The sequence below is a fragment of the Haloparvum alkalitolerans genome, from assembly GCF_055381565.1.
The window spans coordinates 1,059,213-1,081,202 of record NZ_AP043938.1 but is presented as its reverse complement, the minus strand read 5'-3'; the positions used below and the strand labels follow the sequence as shown (position 1 = coordinate 1,081,202).

At 68.2% G+C, this 21,990-nt stretch carries 20 protein-coding genes and 1 tRNA gene; 11 read left to right on the top strand and 10 right to left on the bottom strand.

Annotated elements, in window-relative coordinates:
* Positions 1-30: 30 nt before the first annotated feature.
* From ACZ432_RS07815 to ACZ432_RS07800, 4 genes are all read right to left on the bottom strand, one after another.
* Entirely contained in the window at positions 31-774 is a 744-nt protein-coding gene (locus ACZ432_RS07815; RefSeq protein ID WP_125920049.1) for a hypothetical protein, read from the bottom strand.
* Positions 767-1,510, bottom strand: a complete 744-nt coding sequence (locus ACZ432_RS07810; protein WP_426964648.1) for a DNA polymerase sliding clamp — start codon at positions 1,508-1,510, stop codon at positions 767-769. The genes ACZ432_RS07815 and ACZ432_RS07810 overlap by 8 nt, the downstream gene beginning before the upstream one ends.
* Before the next feature lie 131 nt (positions 1,511-1,641).
* Entirely contained in the window at positions 1,642-3,021 is a 1,380-nt protein-coding gene (locus ACZ432_RS07805; protein WP_426964647.1) for a phosphoglucomutase/phosphomannomutase family protein, read from the bottom strand.
* Between the two features lie 96 nt (positions 3,022-3,117).
* Positions 3,118-4,146, bottom strand: a complete 1,029-nt coding sequence (locus ACZ432_RS07800) for a TIGR01177 family methyltransferase (RefSeq protein ID WP_426964646.1) — start codon at positions 4,144-4,146, stop codon at positions 3,118-3,120.
* Between the two features lie 318 nt (positions 4,147-4,464).
* Between ACZ432_RS07800 and ACZ432_RS07795 the strand changes: the two genes are divergently transcribed.
* From ACZ432_RS07795 to ACZ432_RS07780, 4 genes are all read left to right on the top strand, one after another.
* Entirely contained in the window at positions 4,465-5,025 is a 561-nt protein-coding gene (locus tag ACZ432_RS07795; protein ID WP_426964645.1) for a TATA-box-binding protein, read from the top strand.
* A gap of 49 nt (positions 5,026-5,074) precedes the next feature.
* The gene (locus ACZ432_RS07790; protein ID WP_426964644.1) at positions 5,075-5,437 is read left to right on the top strand and encodes a DUF7473 family protein; all 363 of its coding nucleotides are present in this window, start codon (positions 5,075-5,077) and stop codon (positions 5,435-5,437) included.
* 77 nt (positions 5,438-5,514) lie between these two features.
* Complete coding sequence (locus tag ACZ432_RS07785) at positions 5,515-6,468, top strand: CPBP family intramembrane glutamic endopeptidase (protein WP_426964643.1); 954 nt, start codon at positions 5,515-5,517, stop codon at positions 6,466-6,468.
* Positions 6,469-6,532: 64 nt separating this feature from the next.
* Positions 6,533-7,648 (top strand): pyridoxal-phosphate-dependent aminotransferase family protein, encoded by a 1,116-nt coding sequence (locus ACZ432_RS07780; RefSeq protein WP_426964642.1) that lies wholly within the window; start codon positions 6,533-6,535, stop codon positions 7,646-7,648.
* Between the two features lie 663 nt (positions 7,649-8,311).
* Here the strand turns inward: ACZ432_RS07780 and ACZ432_RS07775 are convergent.
* The 3 genes from ACZ432_RS07775 to ACZ432_RS07765 all read right to left on the bottom strand — a co-directional run bounded on the left by ACZ432_RS07775 (position 8,312) and on the right by ACZ432_RS07765 (position 10,660).
* Positions 8,312-9,178: a DUF7089 family protein gene (locus tag ACZ432_RS07775; RefSeq protein ID WP_426964641.1), complete on the bottom strand. Its 867-nt coding sequence runs from the start codon at positions 9,176-9,178 to the stop codon at positions 8,312-8,314.
* Positions 9,179-9,268: a hypothetical protein gene (locus ACZ432_RS07770; protein ID WP_426964640.1), complete on the bottom strand. Its 90-nt coding sequence runs from the start codon at positions 9,266-9,268 to the stop codon at positions 9,179-9,181.
* A gap of 75 nt (positions 9,269-9,343) precedes the next feature.
* A complete protein-coding gene (locus tag ACZ432_RS07765; RefSeq protein WP_426964639.1) occupies positions 9,344-10,660 on the bottom strand; it encodes a glycosyltransferase family 2 protein in 1,317 nt (438 codons plus the stop codon).
* Between the two features lie 151 nt (positions 10,661-10,811).
* Here ACZ432_RS07765 and ACZ432_RS07760 point away from each other — a divergent pair, with 151 nt between their 5' ends.
* The gene (locus tag ACZ432_RS07760) at positions 10,812-11,276 is read left to right on the top strand and encodes a hypothetical protein (protein WP_426964638.1); all 465 of its coding nucleotides are present in this window, start codon (positions 10,812-10,814) and stop codon (positions 11,274-11,276) included.
* Positions 11,277-11,314: 38 nt separating this feature from the next.
* Here ACZ432_RS07760 and ACZ432_RS07755 read toward each other — a convergent pair whose 3' ends face one another.
* Positions 11,315-12,997, bottom strand: a complete 1,683-nt coding sequence (locus ACZ432_RS07755) for a DNA-directed DNA polymerase II small subunit (protein WP_426964637.1) — start codon at positions 12,995-12,997, stop codon at positions 11,315-11,317.
* Positions 12,998-13,128: 131 nt separating this feature from the next.
* On the opposite strand from ACZ432_RS07755, the gene ACZ432_RS07750 reads away from it, so the two are divergent.
* Positions 13,129-14,136 (top strand): S26 family signal peptidase, encoded by a 1,008-nt coding sequence (locus tag ACZ432_RS07750; RefSeq protein WP_426964636.1) that lies wholly within the window; start codon positions 13,129-13,131, stop codon positions 14,134-14,136.
* A 136-nt stretch (positions 14,137-14,272) separates the two neighbouring features.
* Here the strand turns inward: ACZ432_RS07750 and ACZ432_RS07745 are convergent, their stop codons facing one another.
* The gene (locus ACZ432_RS07745; RefSeq protein WP_426964635.1) at positions 14,273-16,327 is read right to left on the bottom strand and encodes a Cdc6/Cdc18 family protein; all 2,055 of its coding nucleotides are present in this window, start codon (positions 16,325-16,327) and stop codon (positions 14,273-14,275) included.
* 1,218 nt (positions 16,328-17,545) lie between these two features.
* Between ACZ432_RS07745 and ACZ432_RS07740 the strand changes: the two genes are divergently transcribed.
* The 4 genes from ACZ432_RS07740 (at position 17,546) to ACZ432_RS07725 (ending at position 20,854) form a co-directional block, all read left to right on the top strand.
* On the top strand, positions 17,546-18,187 hold the full coding sequence (locus tag ACZ432_RS07740) for an Era-like GTP-binding protein (RefSeq protein ID WP_426964634.1): 642 nt from the start codon (positions 17,546-17,548) through the stop codon (positions 18,185-18,187).
* Positions 18,187-18,588 carry a DUF2073 domain-containing protein gene (locus ACZ432_RS07735; RefSeq protein WP_426964633.1) on the top strand — a complete coding sequence of 134 codons (402 nt, stop codon included), beginning with the start codon at positions 18,187-18,189 and terminating at the stop codon, positions 18,586-18,588. The genes ACZ432_RS07740 and ACZ432_RS07735 overlap by 1 nt, the downstream gene beginning before the upstream one ends.
* Before the next feature lie 13 nt (positions 18,589-18,601).
* A complete protein-coding gene (locus tag ACZ432_RS07730; protein WP_426964632.1) occupies positions 18,602-19,348 on the top strand; it encodes an OapC/ArvC family zinc-ribbon domain-containing protein in 747 nt (248 codons plus the stop codon).
* A 321-nt stretch (positions 19,349-19,669) separates the two neighbouring features.
* Positions 19,670-20,854, top strand: a complete 1,185-nt coding sequence (locus ACZ432_RS07725) for an aspartate kinase (RefSeq protein ID WP_426964631.1) — start codon at positions 19,670-19,672, stop codon at positions 20,852-20,854.
* Between the two features lie 186 nt (positions 20,855-21,040).
* Here the strand turns inward: ACZ432_RS07725 and ACZ432_RS07720 are convergent, their stop codons facing one another.
* Positions 21,041-21,631 (bottom strand): IMP cyclohydrolase, encoded by a 591-nt coding sequence (locus ACZ432_RS07720; RefSeq protein ID WP_426964630.1) that lies wholly within the window; start codon positions 21,629-21,631, stop codon positions 21,041-21,043.
* A 210-nt stretch (positions 21,632-21,841) separates the two neighbouring features.
* Between ACZ432_RS07720 and ACZ432_RS07715 the strand changes: the two genes are divergently transcribed.
* A tRNA-Gln gene (locus ACZ432_RS07715) sits at positions 21,842-21,914 on the top strand.
* Positions 21,915-21,990: the final 76 nt, after the last annotated feature.

Sequence of the window (21,990 nt, the reverse complement as noted above, 5' to 3'; positions counted from 1 at the left end):
TGATGTGAAATACATGTGATTGGATGTTCGTTAACCTCGGATTTCACCGTACGCTTGCTTCTTCATCCGATCATAACGATCACGGGAGCGGATAATCCACTTGTACTCGAACCCCGGCGGTGGGTTCCCCATCCATTCGAGGAATTCTCGCGTTTCTTTGCGAGTGAATCGAATCGTTCCTCTTCGGAAGTCGGGATCGAACCCTTGCTCTTGGAACAAGTCAATCAGGAAATCTTGTCTGTCAGCCTCACTTATCGTTCGGATTGCGGCTCTTGGTGAACGATTTCGATCGACGTCAAGAAAACCATCAGATATGTACCAAAACTTTGCGATCTTTGGCGTCAAGTCGAGGGAATCAGGAATACGCTTTGACCCGCTTCGATACCAAGATCGAAGACGTGTGAAATATGGATGGGCACGACTCCAGACAGTATACATGTCATGGTAGTTCTCCGCTTCTGCATTCGGACTGAATCCCGATTTGCGGTTGTTTTCTGCGAGTTCTTCTGCGGTCTTCTTTAACGAAACACCAGTCGTGAAGATGCCCATCCGATAGTCATACCATTCGAGAAACTGGCGGTTGACCATCGGGACGTGGAAGATACCGTTATCTTTGCCCGACTGTACCGGAATTGATCCGTCGCCCATTAAGAGCCCGATGATCATATCTCTCTTTTCGGGAGGTATTTTCGGATACGGACATCGGCCCCTCGCCCAGTGTGTTCCGACCCGCTTGAACTCCTTCTCGCAGATCGGGCACGTCGCCTCAGTCACTCTGAATTCTCGGCGCTAACATGTATGTCACGTTGCCGAGTCCCTCGCCGAAGCTGTAGTGAAGCTTGACGGGGAACTCCTCGCCGAGTTCGACGACGACCTCCGCGTCGCCGGGGATCGCCTTGTTCATGTCCTTGAGGTAGTCGAGGCTGAACAGGGAGTCGGCGGGGCCGGCCTGCAGGTCGATGAGGTCCTCGCGCTCCAGTTTGAGGTCCACGTCGTCGGTGTCGCCCTCGGCCTCGATGTAGAACGCCTCCTCGGTCTCGTCCACGCGGAGGCGGATGTGGTCGGAGACCATGTCCGCGGCCGTGATACCGCGGTCGAGCTGGGCGCCCTCGACGACGATCTCGGCGGGCAGGTCGAGGTCGGGGATGTCCGGCTCCTGGCGGATGGAGTCGGGGTCGATGAGCGCGAGCGTGTACGAGAGGCCGTCGACCTCGATGTGGAGCTTGCGGGTCTCCTCGTCGAGTTCGAGGTGGACGAGGTCGCCGGAGTTGGCCATGCCGGCGATGTCCTGCAGGCGCGCGAGGTTGACGCCGATGACGCCCCCGTCGGCCTCGTAGGACTCGAAGGCGGCGGCCTCAAGCGAGAGGTCGACCATGCCGACGTTCGCGGGGTCGACGGCGCGGATGGCCAGTTCCTCCTCGTTCAGGCGGACCTTGCACTCGTCGACCAACACGCTCACCGAACCGAGCGCGTCCTGGAGCGTCGACGCACTCACGATGGCCTTGAACATATACTGCGGGCTACGGCGGTATCCCGTAAAAAGGCACCCGATTCGTTGTAGTTTGTTCGCGCGGGCGGCCGCGGGTGACGCGCGGCCGAGCCGGTGCCGGCCGCGGCGCGACCGAAGGCCTCGGTCGACCGCTACGCCACGAGCGGCTCGACGAGTTCGCGGCCCGCCTCCAGCAGGCCCGCGACGCGCGCCTCGTCGTCGGCCTCCGCGTAGACGCGAAGCTTCGGCTCCGTCCCCGAAGGGCGGATCAGGAGCCACGAGCCGTCGTCGAGGAGGAGTTTGAACCCGTCGAGCGTGACCACGCGGGCGACCTCGTGACCGACCACCTCGTCGGGGATGTGGTCGGAGAGGTCGTCGATCACGCGCTCCTTCTCGTCGTCCGGACAGGGGACGCTGATCTTGTCCGCGACGATCCGGCCGTGCTCGGCCTCGATGCGGTCGACGCGGGCGTCGAACCCCTCCTCGGTCGCCGCGGCGGCCGCCAGCAGCGCCATCAACACGCCGTCCTTCTCGCGGACGTGACCGCGGAGCGTGAAGCCGCCCGACTCTTCGCCGCCGAACAGCGCGTCGTGTTCCGCTATCGCCTGCGCGACCCACTTGAAGCCGACCGGCACCTCGTAGGTCTCCTCGCCGTGCGCCTCCGCGACGCGGTCGACGAGGAACGTCGTGGAGACGGTCCGCACCGCGGGCCCCGACCGCTCCGCGAGCAGGTGGTCGTAGCAGGCGACGTAGAACAGGTTGGCGTCGAGGACGCCGCGCTCCGGGGTACACACGGCCACGCGGTCGGCGTCGCCGTCGTTGGCGACCCCCAGGTCCGCGTCGCGGGCCGCGACCGCCTCGGCGAGGGCGTGGAGGTTCTCCGCGCTCGGCTCCGGCGCGCCGCCGCCGAAGTCGGGGTCGCGCTCGCCGCGCAGCGTGTGGACCTCCGCGCCCGCCGCCCGGAGCAGGTCGTCGGTCACCCCGCGGCCGCTCCCGTGCATCGCGTCGTAGACGACCGAGAGCCCGGAGAGGTCCGCGCCCACCAGTTCGCGCGCGGCGGCGGCGTGCTCGCTGGTGAAGTCGTGTCGCCGGACCGTTCCCCACGCGTCCTCGTCGTCGAGGGGCGAGGGCGTCGCGAGGCGCGCCTCCACGTCAGCGGTCACCTCCGGGAGCGCGGGCGCGCCGTCGCTCGGGATGAACTTCACGCCGTTGTACTCGGGGGGGTTGTGCGAGGCCGTCACCATCAGCGCGCCCGAGAGGTCGTGCTCGACGACGCCGAAGGCGACGACCGGCGTCGGCACGTCGCGCTCGGGGAGCAGCACGTCGAAGCCGTTGCCCGACAGCACCTCCGCGAGGCTCTCGGCGAACCCCTCGGAGGTCTCGCGGGCGTCGTACCCGACGAGAACGGGGGCGTCGCGACCGGCGGCCGCGAGGTGGTCCGCGACCGCCTGCCCCACCGCGCGGACGCGCTCGTCGGTGAACTCGTCGAGCGTCGCCCGCCAGCCGTCCGTCCCGAAGGAGATGGCGTCCATGCGGGAGGCGTGGCGCGGCGGCGGCTTATAAGACGTGACTCGATGCGCGGGACGAGGGGACCGGACGCGCCGACCGCGCGGGCCGAGGCAGGACGCTCACTCTCTCGTCAGCGTCAGGACGTGCCTGGTCAGCGAGCGGTGGACGCGGCGCTCGAAGGTCGCGTCGACGCGCCAGCCGGCACCCCGCGCCTCGCTCCGCCAGTCGCGGTCCGCGACGAGGACCGCCTGCGGCGCGACGCGGGCCGTCTCCGCGAGCGCGCCGGCGACCAGATCCGCCAGGTCGTGGGTCGCGATCTTCGACTGCCGGCCGTAGGGGGCGTCGAAGGCGACGCCGTCGACCGCGTCGTCGCGCAGAGGGAGCGCGGTGGCGTCGCCGCGGCCCACGTGCCACTCGGGGTCGTCCGGGCCGCCGACGTACTCGCGGAGGTTGCGCCGGGTTCCCCGGACCATCTTCGCCTGCGCGTCGGTACCGACCGCCGCCGCGCCGACGAGCCCCGCCTCCACGAGCAGGCCGCCGGTGCCGCACATCGGGTCCAACAGTCGGCGGCCGGGCGCGGCGCCGGCGAGGTTGGCGTACGCCCGGGCGTCGGCCGGCGCCATGCTCCCGGGCTGGAAGAAGGGCCGGTCGGTGGGCTTCGGCGCGAAGTCGCGCCGCCCCTCGCGGGCGACCCACCCCAGCGCCGCCACCGAGGCCTCGCCGCCGTCGGCGCCGGCCACGGCGTCGTGGTCGGGGCGTCGCCCGGCGGCGAACAGCGCGCGGAGCGTGTGGTCGGGATCGTCGAGGTCCACCTCGAACCCGCGGTCGACCAGGGCCTGCCCGAGCGCGCGTTCGGCGTCGCTCGTCGAGACCCCGGAACTGCCGCGCACGTCCCGCGCCCGGACGGCGACGGTCCCCTCGCGGTCGGTCCCCGCGGCTTCGAGCAGCGCGACCGCGGCGTCGACGTCGGCGTCGGTCCGCCCGATCGCCTCGTGGGCGGCGCGCGTGTACGCCAACCGCTCGACCGCCGGCCCGGCCGCGCCCGCCCGGGCGATCCCCGGCGCGAGGAGTTCGACCCCGGCCGCGGCGCTTTCGGCCTCGTGGGCCGCGAACGCGTCCTCCTCGCCCGAGAGCTCCAGCCAGTACACGTTCGCCGGGAGGTCGGCGGACGGCAAGAGCGTGGCGAATGGCGGGCCGCGAGTATCCGCTGCCTTCGAACGCCAGCCGCCCTCGGACGCCACCCGCCCCCGGACGCCAGCGGTCCGCGTTCGCTCGCCATCCGCGTCCGAGCACTGCGGGCTTCCGTTCTGATGACAGAACCGAGAAACAAGCTCGCGGCGCGAGGCGCGGAGAAACGTCGGGACGCGACCGGCTCGAACGGGGGCGGTCGCTCTCGGCATCAGAAACGTGACGTATCGGCGTGTGACGAACCTTTTTAAATTCGTCACGCGACGTTCGACGCGTTGATGACCGATCCGAAGGACACGATCAACATCGAGAACGTCGTCGCCTCGACGGGGATCGGCCAGGAGCTGGACCTCCAGAGCGTCGCGATGGACCTGGAGGGCGCCGACTACGACCCCGAGCAGTTCCCCGGACTCGTCTATCGCACGACGGACCCGAAGTCGGCCGCGCTCATCTTCCGCTCCGGCAAGATCGTCTGCACCGGCGCGAAGTCGACGGACGCCGTCCGGCGTAGCCTCGACATCGTCTTCGAGAAGCTCCGGGAGCTCCAGATCCCCATCGAGGACGACCCCGAGGTGACGGTCCAGAACATCGTCACGAGCGCCGACCTCGGCGAGGACCTGAACCTGAACGCCATCGCCATCGGCCTCGGCCTCGAGCACATCGAGTACGAGCCGGAGCAGTTCCCCGGCCTCGTCTACCGACTGGAGGAGCCCGAGGTCGTCGCGCTGCTTTTCGGCTCCGGGAAACTCGTGATCACCGGCGGCAAGGAGCCCGCCGACGCTGAGGCGGCCGTCGACGTGATCGTCGACCGACTCGAGGACCTGGGCCTGCTCGGCTGAGGCGTCCCGAACCGCGGGCGCTTTAGCCCCGCCCCGTCTACCCCTCTTCATGCTCCTGCAGGCCGGCGTCGGCCCGCTTTCCGTTCTCGGGACGTTCCTCGTGATCGCCGCGTTCCTCACCCTCACCGCGCACCTCGCCGCCAGAAACGTCCTCGGGGACGTGTCCCCGCGCCGCGCGCTCGGCGTCGGTCCCGTCCCCGCCGTGATCGCGGTCGCGGCCGGCGCGCTCTCGCTGCCGGCCGCGCTGGCGCTGCCGGCCGCGGTCGTTCTGGACTGGCTCGCGGTCCGATGGCGCTACGAGGTCGAGGGGCGGACCACGACGCTGATCACGGTGATCCACTTCACCGTCTCCGTCCTGATCGGGATCGTTCTCGTCGCGGCCGCGGTGCTTCTCTCCTCGCGCCCGGGATAGCGCTCCCCGGGAATCGAGGGACCCAGCGTCCCCGGCTCTCCTCGCAGTTTTAAGTCGGTCCCGGGCGGGCATCCGACATGGACATCCTCGCGACGCTTCGGCGCGCCGCCTGGCACGGCGGCGAGGCGCGCGTCCGCGCGCCGCTCAGGCTCGGGGTCGGCACGCTCCTGCTGTTCGCGGTCGCGGTCGCCGTCGTTCTGGTCCTCGGTGCGTCCGGGCTGGTCGCGCCGGCCGGCGGCGGGCTGGCGCTGACGGGCGTCGTCTCGCTTCTCGCGACCGTCGGTGGCCTCGCGCTCGCGGCGCGGTTCGTGGACCGCCGGCGCTGGACCGACTACGGGCTCCGGATCGACCGCGCGTGGTGGGTCGACTTCGGCTTCGGCCTCGCGCTCGGGGCCGGGCTCCAGACCGGCATCTTCCTGGTGGGCTGGGGCGCCGGCTGGTACGTCCCGACCGGCACGTTCGTCTCGGAGGGCTCGTTCGTCGCCGGCTTCGCGGTCGTCCTCTTCCTGTTCCTCTCCGTCGGGATCTACGAGGAACTGATCTCGCGCGGGTGGCTCCTCACGAACGTCGCGGAGGGGCTCCGGTTCGCCGGCGATCGGACGGCGGTCGTCGTCGCGACGGTCGCGTCCTCGGCGGTGTTCGGGGTCCTCCACGCGACCAACCCCGGCGCGACGGCGCTCTCGACGGCGATCATCGGGCTCGCGGGCGTCTTCCTCGCGCTCGGTTACGTGTTGACCGGCGAACTCGCCATCCCGATCGGCGTCCACGTGACGTGGAACCTCGTGCAGGGCGGCGTCTACGGCTTCGGCGTCAGCGGCCTCGGCGTGCCCGCGACGGTCGTCGAGACGCGCGTGACCGGCCCGGAGCTCGTCACCGGCGGCTCGTTCGGCCCGGAGGCGGGCCTGCTCGGGCTCGCGGGGATCCTCGTCGGCTCCGCCGCGACCGCGTGGTGGGTCCGCTACCGGACGGGGGCGGTCCGGGTCCACCCCTCGATCACGGAGCCGGACCTGTTGCCCGGCGGGGAGGAGTGACGGAACCTCGCGGGCATCACAAACACCATACTCCCTCGGCCCGGTCCATTCACCAACGGACCACATGACCGAGAAACGCGAGTACACCGGCGACTACCCCGAGAAGACCCTGTACATCCCCGGCCCGACGGAGGTGCGCGAGGACGTGATCGAGGCGATGGCCCAGCCGATGTTCGGCCACCGGATGGACCGGATGACCGACCTCTACACGACCATCGTCGAGGACACGAAGGAGTTCCTCGGAACGGACAACGAGACGATGATCCTCACCGCCTCCGGCACCGAGTTCTGGGAGGCGACGACGCTCAACCTCGTGGACGAGGACGGGAGCCTGCTCGTGCCGACCTGCGGGAGCTTCAGCGAGCGGCACGCCAACGTCGCCGAGCGCCTCGGGCGGAACGTCGACCGCCTGGAGTACGAGTGGGGACAGGCGGTCAAGCCCGAGGACGTCCGCGAGGCCATCGAGTCGAGCGATAAGGAGTACGACGTGGTCGCGTGCGTGATGAACGAGTCCTCGACCGGGATCCGCAACCCCATCGAGGAGGTTGGCGACGTGGTCGCGGAGTACCCGGACACATACTTCGTCGTCGACGCGGTCTCCGCGCTCGGCGGCGACGCGGTCGACATCGACGCCCACGGCATCGACGCCATCTTCGCCTCCACGCAGAAGGCGTTCGCGATGCCGCCCGGCCTCGCGGTCTGCGTCGTCAGCGACGAGGCCTACGAGCGCGAACTCGAGAAGGACTCCGCCTCGTGGTACGGCGGCTTCCAGCGCGCGCTCGACTACTACGACCGGAAGGGGCAGACCCACTCGACGCCCGCGATCCCGGTCATGTTAGCGTACCGCAAGCAGATGAAGCACATGCTCGAGGAGGAGCTCGACGCCCGCGACCGGCGCCACCGCGAGATGCAGGAGTACGTCCACGAGTGGGCCGCGGAGCACTTCGCGATGTTCCCCGAGGCGGGCTACGAGTCGCAGACCGTCGCCTGCATCGAGAACACGCAGGACATCGACGTCGCCGCCACCATCGAGGCGGTCTCAGAGGAGTACGACATGGTGTTCTCGAACGGCTACGGCGACATCGGCGAGGAGACGTTCCGGATCGGGCACATGGGCGAGCACACGGTCGAGAGCGTCAAGGAGCTCACCGACGCCATCGAGGACGTCGCCGACCTCTGAGCGCCGCGAAACGGTCGCCGACCTCGCGCTGCAGCCGCGAGAAACCGGTTATCGACCGGCTACCAAGCTGCACTCACGGCGGGAGTTCCGCTTTATCCGGCAAAAATGTTCGTCCGGCGAGCGGATACACTGCTGTGGCGGTACTGTAGCGGTGCCGTGCTGTCGGCGCGCGCGAGAAACGCGCGCGAGGTCGCCGGCGTCGCCGTGAGCGCGGTGCGGAGCGAACGGCGGCTCGAAAACCTGCGGTTTCCGGTGCGCTACCGCACGCCGGCTGCTCGAAAATCTCCGATTTTCGGTGGAGCCCGCAGCCGCGGTCGCGTGGCAGTGCGGTCACGCGACCGCGGCTGCGGCGAGGTTGGGGAGGTACGAGGCTGCTGTGCGGTCGCGGTTCGGGGTGGGACTGAAAGGGGCAGCCGGCTCGATCCGGCCCCGGCGCCTCAAACACTCGCGTCGGGCTGTGTGGAGAGACGCGAGCGCGCAGAGCGTACCGCGGCCGGTCGAGCCGGCTGGGGCTTTCTGGGTGTTGCTGTCCAGATCAGACGGATCGACAGCAGGAGCAAAAAAAGTCCGAGCGAAGCAGGTGGAGTCGGCGGAGACGCTTCGAGGAACGTCACTCTTGGGAACTGGGCTGCCGCCGGCCGAGAAGACTCATAAATCGTCGTCCTATGCGTCGGAAAGAGCGTCGAACGTCTTCTCGGCCCACTTCACGGCGTATGGCGCGCCGCGGTCGCGGAAGGCGGTCGTGTCCAGCGCCGCGAACGGCGCCGGGAGGTCGAGGCCGTGTCTGACCGCCGAACAGGCGTACTCGGTCGCGTTCGCGAAGTCCGTCTCGCCGCGGGCGACGAGGCCCGGAAGCTCCTCGAGCCGGTCCGTCAGGCGCTCGCCCGCGTCGACCCACGCGTCGTGGAGGCGCTCGCGCTCGGGGTCGTCCGCCCACTGCTCGAACGTCTCGCGCGTCTGCAGGCCGACCCACGCGTCGAACAGCGCGTTCGCGACCTGGTAGACGTCCGTCGGGCCGTAGCCCGCGGGGTCCTCGGGATCCCGGATCGCCGCGTCCAGATCGGCGTACCGCTCGCCGAAGAAGGGGAGGAAGTGCTCCGGGATCCCGGTCGCGCCCTCCGGCATCGCGGCCGCGCCCGCGACAGCGCCGGTCGGGGGGTCGGCCCCGACCTCGACGAACGCCTCCGCGAGCAGGAACGCGAGGAAGTCGTCCGGCGTGGTCTCCGCGCGGCGCTTCACGAGGACGGTCTCGGGCGCGGTCTGGTCGGTCCAGACCACGGTCCCGCCGCCGGGCATCCCGACCGTGAACTCGGGACCGGCGTAGCTCCGGAGGGTCTCCGGCGCGTCCTCGGGGAGCCAGTCGGCCGGGTAGCTCGCGGGGCGGAGCCGGTCGACGAACAGCCCGAGGTCCTCCGCGACCGCGGGCGGGACCGTCTCGAAGTCCGCCTCCGCGTCGAGAACGGGCGCCTCGGGCGCGTGGGCCTCGCGGACGGCCGCCACGTCAGCGGGGAGCTCTCGGGACGCGAACATTCAGGCGAACACGTACATCAGGACCACGAGTACCGACAGCAGCGCCGCCGATCCGACCGTTCCGACCACGATCTTCGTTGCCTTGCTCATGCCCGAACCTGCGGCCGCGCCCCGCTTAAAACCATCCAGTTCCGCGCGACCGCGGCCGGGAGTGTCCCGGTCCCGTCAGCTCCCCGCCGTCTTCGCGACGCGGAACCAGTCGCCGTCCCACGTCAGCGCGTAGCCGAGCACCGACGACAGCGTGAGCACGCCGAAAAACGGCACCAGGAGCGGCGTCGCCAGCCAGACCGGATGCGCGCCATTGACGGCCCCGTCCGCGCGGTCCCGGACGATAAGCCCCCCGACGGTGGCCCCCACGACGAGCACGGGCGCGAGGTAGAACGGCGCCAGGTCTGCGAGCATCAGGACCGCGAACTTCGAGGCGAGCGTCAGCGTGAGCAGGCTCCCCAGCATGCTGGAGACGAGGCGGCCGAGCGAGAGCAGGCGCCGACGGTGGCTCCCGTCGCCCTTTCCGAGCAGGGTTCGGTGGAGCACCTCGACCTGTCCGGTCCGCCAGCGCTTGCGCTGGCCCCACAGGTCGCCGAGCGTGTGGGGCGCCTCCATCAGGTTGACGTGGTTGCGACACTGCTCGACGTCGAGCCCGTGTCGGTAGCAGGCGTGTGCGAACTCCAAGTCCTCGGTGAGGCAGTCGGCGTACCCCCCGACCGTCGCCAGCGCCTCGCGGGTGAACGCGGTCGAGGAGCTCCGGCAGTTCGCGAAGCCGGTCAGCTCCACCGGCTTGTAGCTGGCGTGGAACAGCGCGCGCTCGCAGTACGCGAGCGTCTCGACGAGCCCGGTCGGTTCGGGGACCCGCCGCCCCTGAAACACGTCCGCGCCGTCCGCGAGCGCGCCGACGGCGGCCGGGACGAAAGAGGGTGCCACCACCTCGTCCGCGTCGAACACGAGGAAGTGCTCGGCGTCGGAGCGTGCGACCGCGTCGTTGATGGCGCCCGCCTTCGACCCCGGGCGCCCGTTCTCCAGCACCTCGACCGCGGGGTGCTCGGCGGCGAGCGCCTCCGCGACGCCCCGGGTCCCGCAGTCGCCCGGCTCCGTTATCACCCGGATCCGCAGGTCGGCGTACTCGCTGTCGAGCAGGCTCTCGACGCTCCGCTCGAGAACCTCGCCGTCCCGATACACCGGGATCAGGGCATCGACCGTCGGCCCCTCGTACAGGTAGCGGTCCTCATCCCGCCGGCGCGTGACCTCCCACAGAAGGAGCCCGCCCGCAAGGGTGAAGAAGGCCGTGAAGCCGACGAACGTCGCGACCGCGTCGAGGTAGAGGACGCGCAGGCTGATGACCCACAGCGCGAGCGTGACGCCCTGCACCTGCACCCCCTGCCAGAGGCCGACGCCGAGCAGCGTCGCCGACCCCGTGAGCACGCCCGTCCGCTCCGCGGCCCGGCGAACGACGGCATCAGCCCTGTCGAAGACGCTCCGCAGCATACGCGGCCGAACGGCCGCTCGACACATAAGTTCTGTCGTCCGCGAGGACACGGAATTGTGAACCGTTGGCACGGTTTTCGGGGCATCCCGGAGCGCCGTTCGCGGGTCGCCGGGCGCGCATTTATGACCCACGCGACGGAACGACTCCCCCATGCACGTACGCGACGCCGTGGAGGCCGACGCCGAGGCCGTCGCCGCGCTCGCGTCGCGGCCGGTCGACGCGGTCCGCGACGCCGTCCACGAGCGGTCGGTTCGGGTGGCCGTCCGCGAGTCGGACGCGGGCGGCGGGCCCCCCGACGACACCAGCGATCCCGGCGACCCGACGGAGCCGTCGGACCCGGCCGGCTACGTCGCCTTCGACGCGCGCCCGGACGCGGTCCACGTCACCGGATTCGCGGGCGATCCGGAGGCCGTCGAGCGCCTGCTCGCGGAGCCGGTCCGGTTCGCCGAGCGCGAGAAGATGCTCGTCGAGGTCGTCGTCGAGGAGACCGCGAACGGTCAGCGTGAGGCGGTCGAGCGCGCCGGCTTTTCGGCGGTCGGTTCCGGTCCGCGGTTCGAGGGGACGCCGACCGTGCGGTACCGGTTGGACCCGGCAGCCTCCGGCAGCGAGACGTAAGGTCACCGGCGCCGTTTCCTCACCGGTCCTCACCGACCTCAGGAGAACTTCCTGACCGTCATCTCCAGCGTGTCGAGGTCGAGGATGGGCGCGAAGCCCGCGTCCGGGTCGATGTTGACGGACTTCTGGAAGTCGGTCTGGGCCTGCCAGCAGCCGGAGTTGACCGCGAGGACGTTGTGGTACTTCCCCCAGCCGAGCTTGTGGACGTGGCCGGTGTGGAACACGTCCGGCACGTCGTCGATGACCAGGTAGTCGCGGTCCTCCGGCGCGACCCGGGTGTGGCCGCCGAACTGCGGCGCGACGTGGCGCTTCTTGAGGAGCTGGTACATCGCCTTGTGCGGCTCGTCGTAGCTGGCCTTCTCCTCGGGCAGCTCCGCGATCACCTCGTCGAGCGAGACGCCGTGGTACATCAGGACGGAGACGTTCTCGACGGTGACGGTCGCGGGGTTCGAGACGATGCGCGCGTCGTGAGCGGACATGATCTCCCGGAGCTCGTCGTCGAAGCCGGGCTGCGGCTCCGCGAGCCGGACCGCGTCGTGGTTGCCCGGGATCATCACGATCTCCGTGTCCGCGGGCACCTCCTTGAGGTACTCCGAGAAGCGCTCGTACTGCTCGTAGATGTCGACGATGTCCAGCTCCTCGTCCTGGTTCGGGTAGACGCCGACGCCCTCGACCATGTCGCCGGCCAGCAGGAGGTACTCGACCGGCGCGGCCTCCTCGGTGTGGAGCCAGTCGGTGAAGCGGTGCCACGCGTCGGCCATGAACTCCTGGGACCCGACGTGGACGTCCGAGATGAGCGCGGCCTGCACGTGTCTGTCCGCGGTGTTCGGGCGGTGCGTCCGCGGCACGTCCGGGAAGTGGAGCGCGTCCGCGAACAGGATCCCGCCGTCGTCCGCGAGCGTCCCGTCGACCGCGACGCACTCGTCCAGCAGGAGTTCGTCGACGTTGTCCGCGATCCCCTTGTCCTTCATGATCAGGGCGGGGAACGTGCCCGTGGTGTCCTCCAGCTCCACGAGCCAGTGGCCCGACTTCGTCGAGCGCACGTCGTTGACGAGCCCGATCATCGCGGCGTCGCTCCCGCCCGGCATCGCGTCGATGGCCTCCGCCGGCCGGTGATTCACGCGCCCGCGGAGGACCGACGAGAGGCGCTCGTACCGGTCCCGGAACGTCCGGACGAAGTCGCCGTACTCGCCCGTCCCGGTGCTGTTGCCGGTCATGTCGTTGGCGATCGCCAGTTCGCGGAGCGAGAGGTCGCGATCGTGGGCGGCGTCGACCGTTGTATCTCCGTCTTCATCCCCCTTCGTTTCGACTGGAGTCCCGACTGCTTCTGATGGTGGTTTATGCGGTGTGTCTCCAGTCGAAACGGAGGGGTCCTGATCGGGGGCCTCATCGGGGGCCTTAGCGGGATCCTCATCGGGATCCGCAGCGGTGGTCGGCGACGACGAACCCTCCCCGGTCGTTGCGGTCGTCTCTCCCCGAGTGGCGGTCGCGGCGTCCGCGTCCGGAGCGGTCGGCGCGTCCGGGGCGCCGTCGGCGTCGAGGACGGCGCGGACGTGTTCGGTGGTGATTCGGAGGGCGTCGTCGGGCGCGTGCTCGACCGCGGCCTCCAGCGTGAGCGCGGGGTTCGGTGCGCCCGCGAGCAGGGTCACCGCCTCGCGCTCGGCGTTGTAGCCGCGGCTCGCGAGTTCGCTCACGATCCGGGACGACGACTCCAGCGGCACACCGCTTCGGAAGGACAGGGCGGGCAAAAGCGTGCCGGACCGATCGGGTCGCGTGTCGGGGGCGGACTTCCGGACGCCGACGGCGCCGGAACCCAGAAGTTTCAACACCGGACGTGGCCAACCCGCAGGCGATGGAACCCGGGGATACCCCGCCGACCGACGACGAGGACGAGCGGGAGGGCCGCGATCCCGGGACCGAGACGACGGACGCCGACGATGGGGGCGAGGAGGGCGATGGGGGAGACGGGCTCCCCGAGGACGGTCCGTTCGGCGGCAACGACCGCCAGTACGCGGGCGCAGACTCGGAGCGCGATAGCGGGACGGCCTCGACCGCCGCCGACGCGCCGAGCCCCGAGCGCGGGACCGCGGCTGCGGAGCGCGAGGCCGCGACGGGGGACGGAAGCGGGGCGGACGCCGACCTACTGAGCAGGTTTCTGCACGCGAAGTCGGGGCCGCTCATGTGGACCCGCGAGTTCCTCTCGAGCGCGGTGGTCGTGCTCGCGGTCGGGCTGTTGCTGTTCGGGATCAGCGGCGTCTGGCCGCCGATGGTCGCCGTGGAGTCGGGCAGCATGGAGCCGAACATGGAGAAGGGCGACCTGATCGTCGTCACCGAGCCCGGTCGGTTCGCTCCGGACGTCGCGACTGCCCAGAACGGCATCGTCACGCAGGAGGAGGGGCAGTCGGCCGACTACCGCACGTTCGGCGGCTACGGCTCCGTCGTCGTGTTCGACGACCCGAGATCGGGCGGCTCGCCGATCATTCATCGAGCGCACCTCCGGGTCGAGGAGGGCGAGAACTGGTACGACCGCGCCAACGAGGAGTACATGAGCGCCGACAGCTGTGCGGAGCTACGGAACTGTCCCGCGCCCGCGACCGGCTACATCACGAAGGGCGACAACAACGCCCACTACGACCAGGCGCAGGGGATCGCCCGCGTCGTCCGCGACGACTGGGTCACGGGCGTCGCGCGACTCCGCATCCCCTACCTCGGCTGGATCCGACTGATCGCGACCGGGCAGGCGACCCTGTTCGGCGGCACCGCCTTTTCGGGAACCTTCGGCGGCGCCTTTTCGGGTGTCGCGGGTGCCGGGGCGGGCCTGATCGGTGCCGGTGCGGTCGCGACGCGCCGGCGCGCGTGACCATCTCGTCGGACGGCTTCCGAAAACTGGCCGACTGGTTGTCGACAGGCGACTTCCGAAAACTGGTCGACGGACGGCTTCGGAAAAGCGACGTCGGCGAGAAACCCTCGAAGAGCCGGCGGTCGATGTTCCGGCGTCAGTTGTCGAAGCGGGCCTGGACGAACGGCTGCGCGTTCTCGATGTCGCCGAGTCGGGAGTCCGACAGCAGGACGGCCTCGGTCTCGTCGATGGGGACGGAGAGGCTCATCTCCTTGGTGCGGCCGTAGCGGCCCTTCGAGACGACGACCGCGTTGACGATGCCGAGCATGTCGAGCTCGCTGATGAGGTCGGTGACGCGGCGCTGGGTGAGTACGTCGGCGTCGATCTCCTCGCAGAGCCGTTTGTAGATGTTGAACACCTCGCCGGTGTTGATGTTGTGGACGCCGTTCTTCTCCAGCAGGATGACCGCGAAGAGGACGATCTTCGACTGGGTCGGGAGGGTGCGGACGACCTCCACGACGCGGTCGAGTTCGATCTTGTCCTGGGCCTGTCGGACGTGCTCCTCGCCGACGATCTCCGCCTGCGAGCGTTCGGCGAGTTCGCCGGCGGTCCGGAGCAGGTCGAGCGCGCGTCGAGCGTCGCCGTGTTCCTGGGCGGCGAACGCCGCGCACAGGGGGATCACGTCGTCCGTGAGCGCGTCGGGCTTGAACGCCGCGGTCGAGCGGTGCTGGAGGATGTCCCGGAGCTGGTTCGCATCGTACGGGGGGAAGACGATCTCCTCCTCGCCGAGGCTCGACTTCACGCGCGGGTCGAGGAAATCGGTGAACTTCAGGTCGTTCGAGATGCCCATGATGGAGATCCGGGAGTTGTCGAGCTCGGAGTTCATCCGCGAGAGGTTATACAGTGTGTCGTCCCCCGATTTCTCGACCAGCTTGTCGATCTCGTCGAGCATGATGACGACTACGCGCTCGTTGTAGTCGACCGCGTCGAAGAACGTCGTGTAAACGCGGTCGGTCGGCCACCCGGTCATGGGCACTTCCTCCATCTCCTCGCGGTCGTCTTCCAGTTCCGCGATTCGATCGTCGACTTCCGCGATCGAGTCGAACGCCGAGGGATCGATGGGGTCGACGGCCTCAGCGTCTGCGGTGTCGGTGGTCGTCGCGTCGGTGGTCGTCGCGTCGGTGGTCGTCGCGTCGGTGGTCGTCGCGTCGGTGGTCGTCGCGTCGGTGGTCGTCGCGTCGGTGGTCGTCGCGTCGGTGGTCGTCGCGTCGGCGTTTACCGCGTCGTCGCCTTCGTCGGCACCCTCGTCGTCGAGCCGCGAGCGGAGGTCCCGGAGCCGGTCGAGTTTGTCGTCGATGACCTCCTGGTTCTTCCGGATGAACTTGTTCGCGAGTTGCGCGAGCACGCGGTACTGGGTGTCGGTCACCTCGCAGTTGATGTACTCGACCTCGCAGGGTACGTCGTACTTCTGGGAGGTGGACTCCAGCTCGTTGGAGACGAACTTCGCGGACGCGGTCTTTCCGGTCCCCGTCTTCCCGTAGATGAGGATGTTGGAAGGGGTCTCGCCGCGCAGCGCGGAGACGAGGATCGTCGCCATCTGGTTGATCTGGTCGTTCCGGTGCGGGAGCTCGTGGGGGGTGTACGACGGGCGGAGGACCTCCTTGTTCTCGAAGATCGGCTCGCCGGAGAGCAGGTCGTCGAACAGCCCTCGACTGTCTTCGTCTTCGTCGGGTTCCTCGTCGAGGACGTCGCCGACCAGGTCCACGTCCGGAGACGACCGGTCGCGACCGGAGGTCGACCCGACTTCGAGGTCGATGTCGGTCGCTTCCCAGTCGGCCCCCTCAGCGCCGTCCGCGTCTGCCGAAGGCGGTGTCTCGCCGTTCACCGAAGACGGTCTGGTCGAGGACTCGGACTCCCCCTCGGTGTGCGGTACCGGGTCGGGCGAGTTCGGCTCACTCGAGCCATCGACCGCAGCGTTGCCATCGACAGCAGCGTTGCCGTCGACCGCAGCATTGCCATCGACCGCGACGTCGCCACCGACTGCAGCGTCGCCATCGACTGCGGCGTCACTATCGGTTTCGTTATCCGTGTCTGTCGAGGTCGCGGCGTCGGGCTCCTCGTCGTCGGCGTCGGATACGGTCCCGTCGTCAGTTGCGGACGCGGCATCGGATCGCGACGCGGTCTGTTGGTGGTCGTCGTTCGTGTCGTCCATGGATACCCCCCAATTTCAGGTGGAAAACGCGCCCGGGAATGGTGTCAGATCGTCCCTATCTGCCGAATACGAGCTTTCCGGCGTGAATATATCCGCCGGGCGCGTCCAATTGATGCAGGCGAACCAGATGAACAGACGGAATAAAAGTGTTCCCCTCTCCAGTTGAAGCAGGGGGCGAGTGAGCCACCACGGAGCCCAACCGATCCAAAGCGGCGGCGAGACCGACGTCGATGAGCCACCGAGATAGGGTCGGTACCGGTCGGATCTCGGAGAAACAACCGAGAAATCGATAGCCTACGGTTGCAGTCGATAATGGGGGCAGCATTTCAGGTGGATACGGAACGTCAGGAGGATGCGGAAGGGAGAACCTCCACTCGTCGTCTTTCGTCGGAGAAGTGCGTCACAGAAACATCGAGGCCAAGCGGGGAGCGTTTCGACTGAACTGAGCGCTTCGGCTGAATGTCGACTGAAGGCTTCGGCTGAATGTCGACTGAGGGGAGTCGTTTCATGGTTCGGAGCTGCCTGGCCAACTCGACACGAGGGGAGTATTGGCCGGATCGAGCCGGCAACCGTGAAGACACGTCGTGTACCGCGGGTATCTTCGTTCCGAAAAAGTCGGTATTCAGTTGTCGGTGTTCTGTTGTTACCGACAGGGGGCGGGGTGTCGACGGGAAACGGGGGGTGGTGGGGTGCCCCCCACCCCTTCGTTTCGTGTGGAGCGGTGGATGGTGGGTGGGGGGGGAGGGGGTCTATTATTTCCGGTGGCTTTAACACGCTACTTCTAAAACAGTACCCGTAATACAGGAAGACAAGAAATATATCGGCTGTTCTTTCCTGTTGGTTGACGCTTCTCTCCGAGAATACCCGCCCAACGACAAAACCACCCTCCCCAACCAAACGTTCCACACGAAACGAAGGGGTGGGGGAGGTGGAACCTTCGTCTCGAGCGAGGTGACTGTCCGTCCGGAAACTGAAGCGACCGCCTATCCGAGCTGCCTATCCGGACTACCTATCCGGAGGACGAAGCGACCCGTTCCTGAAATCGATCGCCCATCTAAGTGAACGCTCTCGCAGTCAAACGGTCACCAGCCGGCCGCTTGACCGGTGGCTTCGAGGCGTCTTCCCCGGTTTTGTAGGTGTGTCTGACGCAGTTGTTAAGTGAGAGCGGCGAAGAGAGTAGCTACAATCCCCGCGCGAGAGAGGGAGGCCGGAATCAGGATGGGACTGCTCACAAATCTCAGGGACAGTATATCACGGGTCTCGGATCGGTTGTTCACCGACAGCGAGCCCAAACGTATCGGTATCTACGGCCCGCCGAACGCCGGGAAGACGACGCTCGCGAACCGGATCGCGCGCGACTGGACCGGCGACGCGGTCGGACCGGAGAGTCACATTCCGCACGAAACGCGGCGGGCGCGCCGCAAGGAGGGCGTCGAGATCGAGCGTAACGGCCGCAAGGTGACCATCGACATCGTCGACACGCCGGGCGTCACCACCAAGGTCGACTACAAGGAGTTCCTCGACCACGAGATGGAGAAGGACGACGCCGTCCGCCGGTCGCGCGAGGCGACCGAGGGCGTCGCGGAGGCGATGCACTGGCTCCGCGAGGACGTCGACGGCGTCATCTACGTGCTCGACTCGACGACCGACCCGTTCACGCAGGTGAACACGATGCTCATCGGCATCATCGAGTCGCAGGACCTGCCGGTGCTCATCCTCGCGAACAAGACGGACCTGCCGGAGTCGAACGTCCAGCGCGTCGCGAACGCCTTCCCCCAGCACGAGACGATCCCGCTGTCGGCGCTGGAGGGCGAGAACATGGACGAAGTGTACGACAAGATCGCGGAGTACTTCGGATAATGCCCGAAGTCACCTCCGACGAATCGGCGGACGAACCGGACGACGGCGTCCAGATCGACCTCATCAGCGGCGCCCGGATGGAGGGGCTCACGAGCATGGAGAAGATCCGGCTCATCCTCGACGGCGTCCGCGACGGAAACATCGTCATCCTCGAGGAGGGGCTCTCCCCGGACGAGGAGTCGAAGCTCATCGAGGTGACGATGACCGAGATCAGTCCCGACGACTTCTCCGGCATCGAGATCGAGACCTACCCCCAGTCGCAGGCGACCGACCAGAGCCTCCTCGACCGGCTGATGGGCCGCGAGTCGGCCAAGAAGCTCACCGTCATCGGCCCGGCCAATCAGCTCGAAACGCTCCACAAGGACGAGACGCTCATCAGCGCGCTCGTCTCCCGGAAGTGAGGCCCCTCCGGTAATGCCTCACCAATGTACCTCCTGCGGACGGACGTTCGCGGACGGCTCCAAGGAGATGCTCTCCGGCTGTCCCGACTGCGGCGGGAACAAGTTCCAGTTCAAGCCCCCGGGAGCGACGGATCCCGACCCGGAGCCAGGGTCCGGGTCCAGCGACCGCGACGCGACCGCTCCAGCCGAAACGGAGGGGCGGACCGCCTCCCACGACGACGCCGAACCGCGGACGCGGTCGAACTCCGGTCGGCGGGCGGACGCGACGACGGACACGACGACGGACACGACGACGGACACGACGACGGACACAACGACGGACACAACGACGGACACGACGACGAGCGCCAGGACGGATGCGGAGACAGACGCCGCAGCGAGCGGCGCCGGGGCGGACCGTACCGAAGCGGGCGACGACGCTGCGACCGCGCCCGAGGTCGACGCCGAGGACCGCGCGCAGGCCAGCGCCCGCTCGGACGTGGTCTCGCCCGATGAACTCCCGGATACGGACGGCACGTCCTCTCGACCCGAAACTGGGGGCGACGAGGGCGGCGATCCCCACGCCGACGAACGCCCCGGACTCGACTCCCTCCGCGAGGAGCTCAACGATCAGTTCGAGAGCATCCGGATCGTCGGCCAGGGCGAGTACGAACTGAACCTGATGGAACTGTACGACAGACAGGAGTACATCATCTCGCTGCGCGAGGACGGCCGCTACGTGATCGAGATGCCCGGCAACTGGGGCCCGGACGACGAGTAGTCGACGCCGACGATCGGGCAGCGGCCCCGACGACCGAGCAGGCAACGCCCACGACCGAGCAGGCGACGCCCACGACCGAGCAGGCGACGCCCACGACCGAGCAGGCGACGCCCGTCAGTCGAGCCGTTTCCGTTCGTTTTTGACAGACGAAACTTCCGTTCGTTTCCGGCAGGCGAAACGTTCCTGAGACATCAGGTCATCGGAGCGCCGTCTCGGTGTTTTCTCTCCGGCAACGGTTGGACAAGAGGACACAGTTATGCGGCTTCCTCGTCTATGCGGGTTCATGCCCGAGCGTCACGTTTCGAGAGCCGGAGGCCGCCGATGCGCGTAGTCGCGAAGTTCGGCGGCACGAGTCTGGGGAGTGGAGACCGCATCAACCGAGCGGCCGACTCGGTCGCGAAGGCGGTCGAGGAGGGCCACGAGATCGCGATCGTCGCGAGCGCGATGGGGTCGACGACGGACGAACTCCTCGACGAGATCACGTTCGAGGCCGATGACGCCGACCGCGCCGAGATCGTCTCGATGGGCGAGCGGACGAGCGTCCGCATGCTCAAGGCCGCGCTCGCGGCCCGCGACGTGGACGCGGTGTTCCTCGAACCCGGCCATCCGGACTGGCCGGTCATCACGAACGAGCTCGGCGAGGTGGACGTCGAGGAGACGCGCGCTCGCGCACAGCAACTCGCCGCCGAGATGGACGGCGTCGTCCCGGTCATCACGGGCTTCCTCGCGGAGGACCACGACGGGAACGTCACGACGCTCGGCCGCGGCGGGTCCGACACGACCGCGGTGATGCTTGGCAACTACATGGACGCCGACGAGGTCGTCATCGTCACCGACGTGGAGGGCGTCATGACCGGCGACCCGCGGGTCGTCGAGGGCGCGCGCAACGTCGGTCGGATCACGGTCGACGAGCTCAGAAACCTCTCGTTCCGCGGCGCGGAGGTCGTCGCCCCGAGCGCGCTCTCGTACAAGGGGACCGACCTGGCGGTCCGGGTCGTCCACTACCAGCACGGCGACTTACTCGCGGGCGGCACCGAGATCGAGGGCCAGTTCGAGAACCTGATCGACATGCGTGAGGAGCCGCTCGCCTGCCTCACCGTCGCCGGCCGCGCGATCAGGAACCGGCCGGGGATCCTCGCGGACCTGTCCGCGCGCCTCCGCACGGACGAGATCAACATCGACGCGGTCGCGTCCGGCATGGACTCGGTCACCTTCTACGTCGACGTGGACCGGGCGGAGGCCGCCGAGGCCCTGCTCCACGAGGAGGTCGTCACCGACGACGCGCTCTCGTCGGTCACCGTCCACGACCCGGTCGCAGTCATCCGCCTGACCGGCGGCGAACTCCCGAACCGCCCCGGCATTATCCAGGAGATCGTCTCACCCCTCGCGGAGGCCGGGATCAACATCATCGACCTGATCACCAGTGCCACCTCCGTCGCGCTGTTCGTCGACTGGGACGACCGCGAGGAGGCCCTGGAGATCGTTCAAGAGGAGTTCGAGGCGTAGCCCACGTAGCCCACGGACGCGGGTCCGAACCACGGACACGGAACCGAACTGCAGTCCTGAAAATTTCTGTCAGGAGTACCGCTTCCGTCAGAAGTAGCGCTGCCGTCAGAAATGCTGCGGAGGATTTCTGCCGTAACTAGACAAAAACATCGACCCTCGGGACCGCATCCCTCACAGACAAACGGCTCAGTCGCCGTTCTCGAACGCGAGGGAGACGCCGTCAGCGGCTACGGTCGCGCCGGCCGCACAGACCGCGTGCTCGAAGTCGGCGCCGAGCACCTCGGCCGCGGCCTCACCCGCGGTCGCGGCGTCGAGACCGAACGGTTCGGGCGCGTCCTTCTCGTAGGTCGCGACGAGCGTCGGCTCGTCGACCTCCTCCACCAGCAGCGCATCGCGTCGGACCGTCCCGATCGTCGCGGTCTCTGCCCCAACGACCCCGGCGATCCGGGGGGTGTCGTAGTCGTCCTTCTCGAAGTCGAGTGCGAGGAGGGGATTCGCGAGCGCGTCGCGGGCGGGGTACCCCCGCTCCAGTTTCTCTGCGATCGGGTCGACGTGCGAACCGTTCCCGACGACAGCGAGCGTCTCGCCCGCGGGCGTCTCGACCGCGCGCGCACAGTTGTAGGAGATGTAGGGATTGTCCGTCTCCGGGGCGTCGGGGGTCGGCCCCACGGTCAGCGTCCCCTCGCGGTCGACCACGCGGCGGTTCGGGAACGAGCGTGAGGAGACGCGATAGGCGCCGATACCGGGTCCGACGACGACGAAACGACCGATGTACATACACGAACGTGGTTATCTGTCGGACTAATAGGTAACGATATATGCACCTCCGAGGAAACTGCCACCACGGCGTATCGGTCCTCGCTCGTCCTTGGGCCGACCACGGCGACCGGCGCATGCTGCAAAAACCACCCGCAGGAAGCGGGTCGCCAGCCGACTCGGCTTCGCAACACTCATAACTATCCACGCACTACCGACTGATGCGTTCGTAGTTCCATGGGGTAGCGGCCAATCCTGAAGCCTTCTGGGGGCTTCGACCCAGGTTCGAATCCTGGTGGAACTATTTCTCCTGCACTACGTTCGGAGTCACATCTCCGTGTTTCCACCTGAAACGGAGGGGTCTCCGGGTCCTCGTTCGC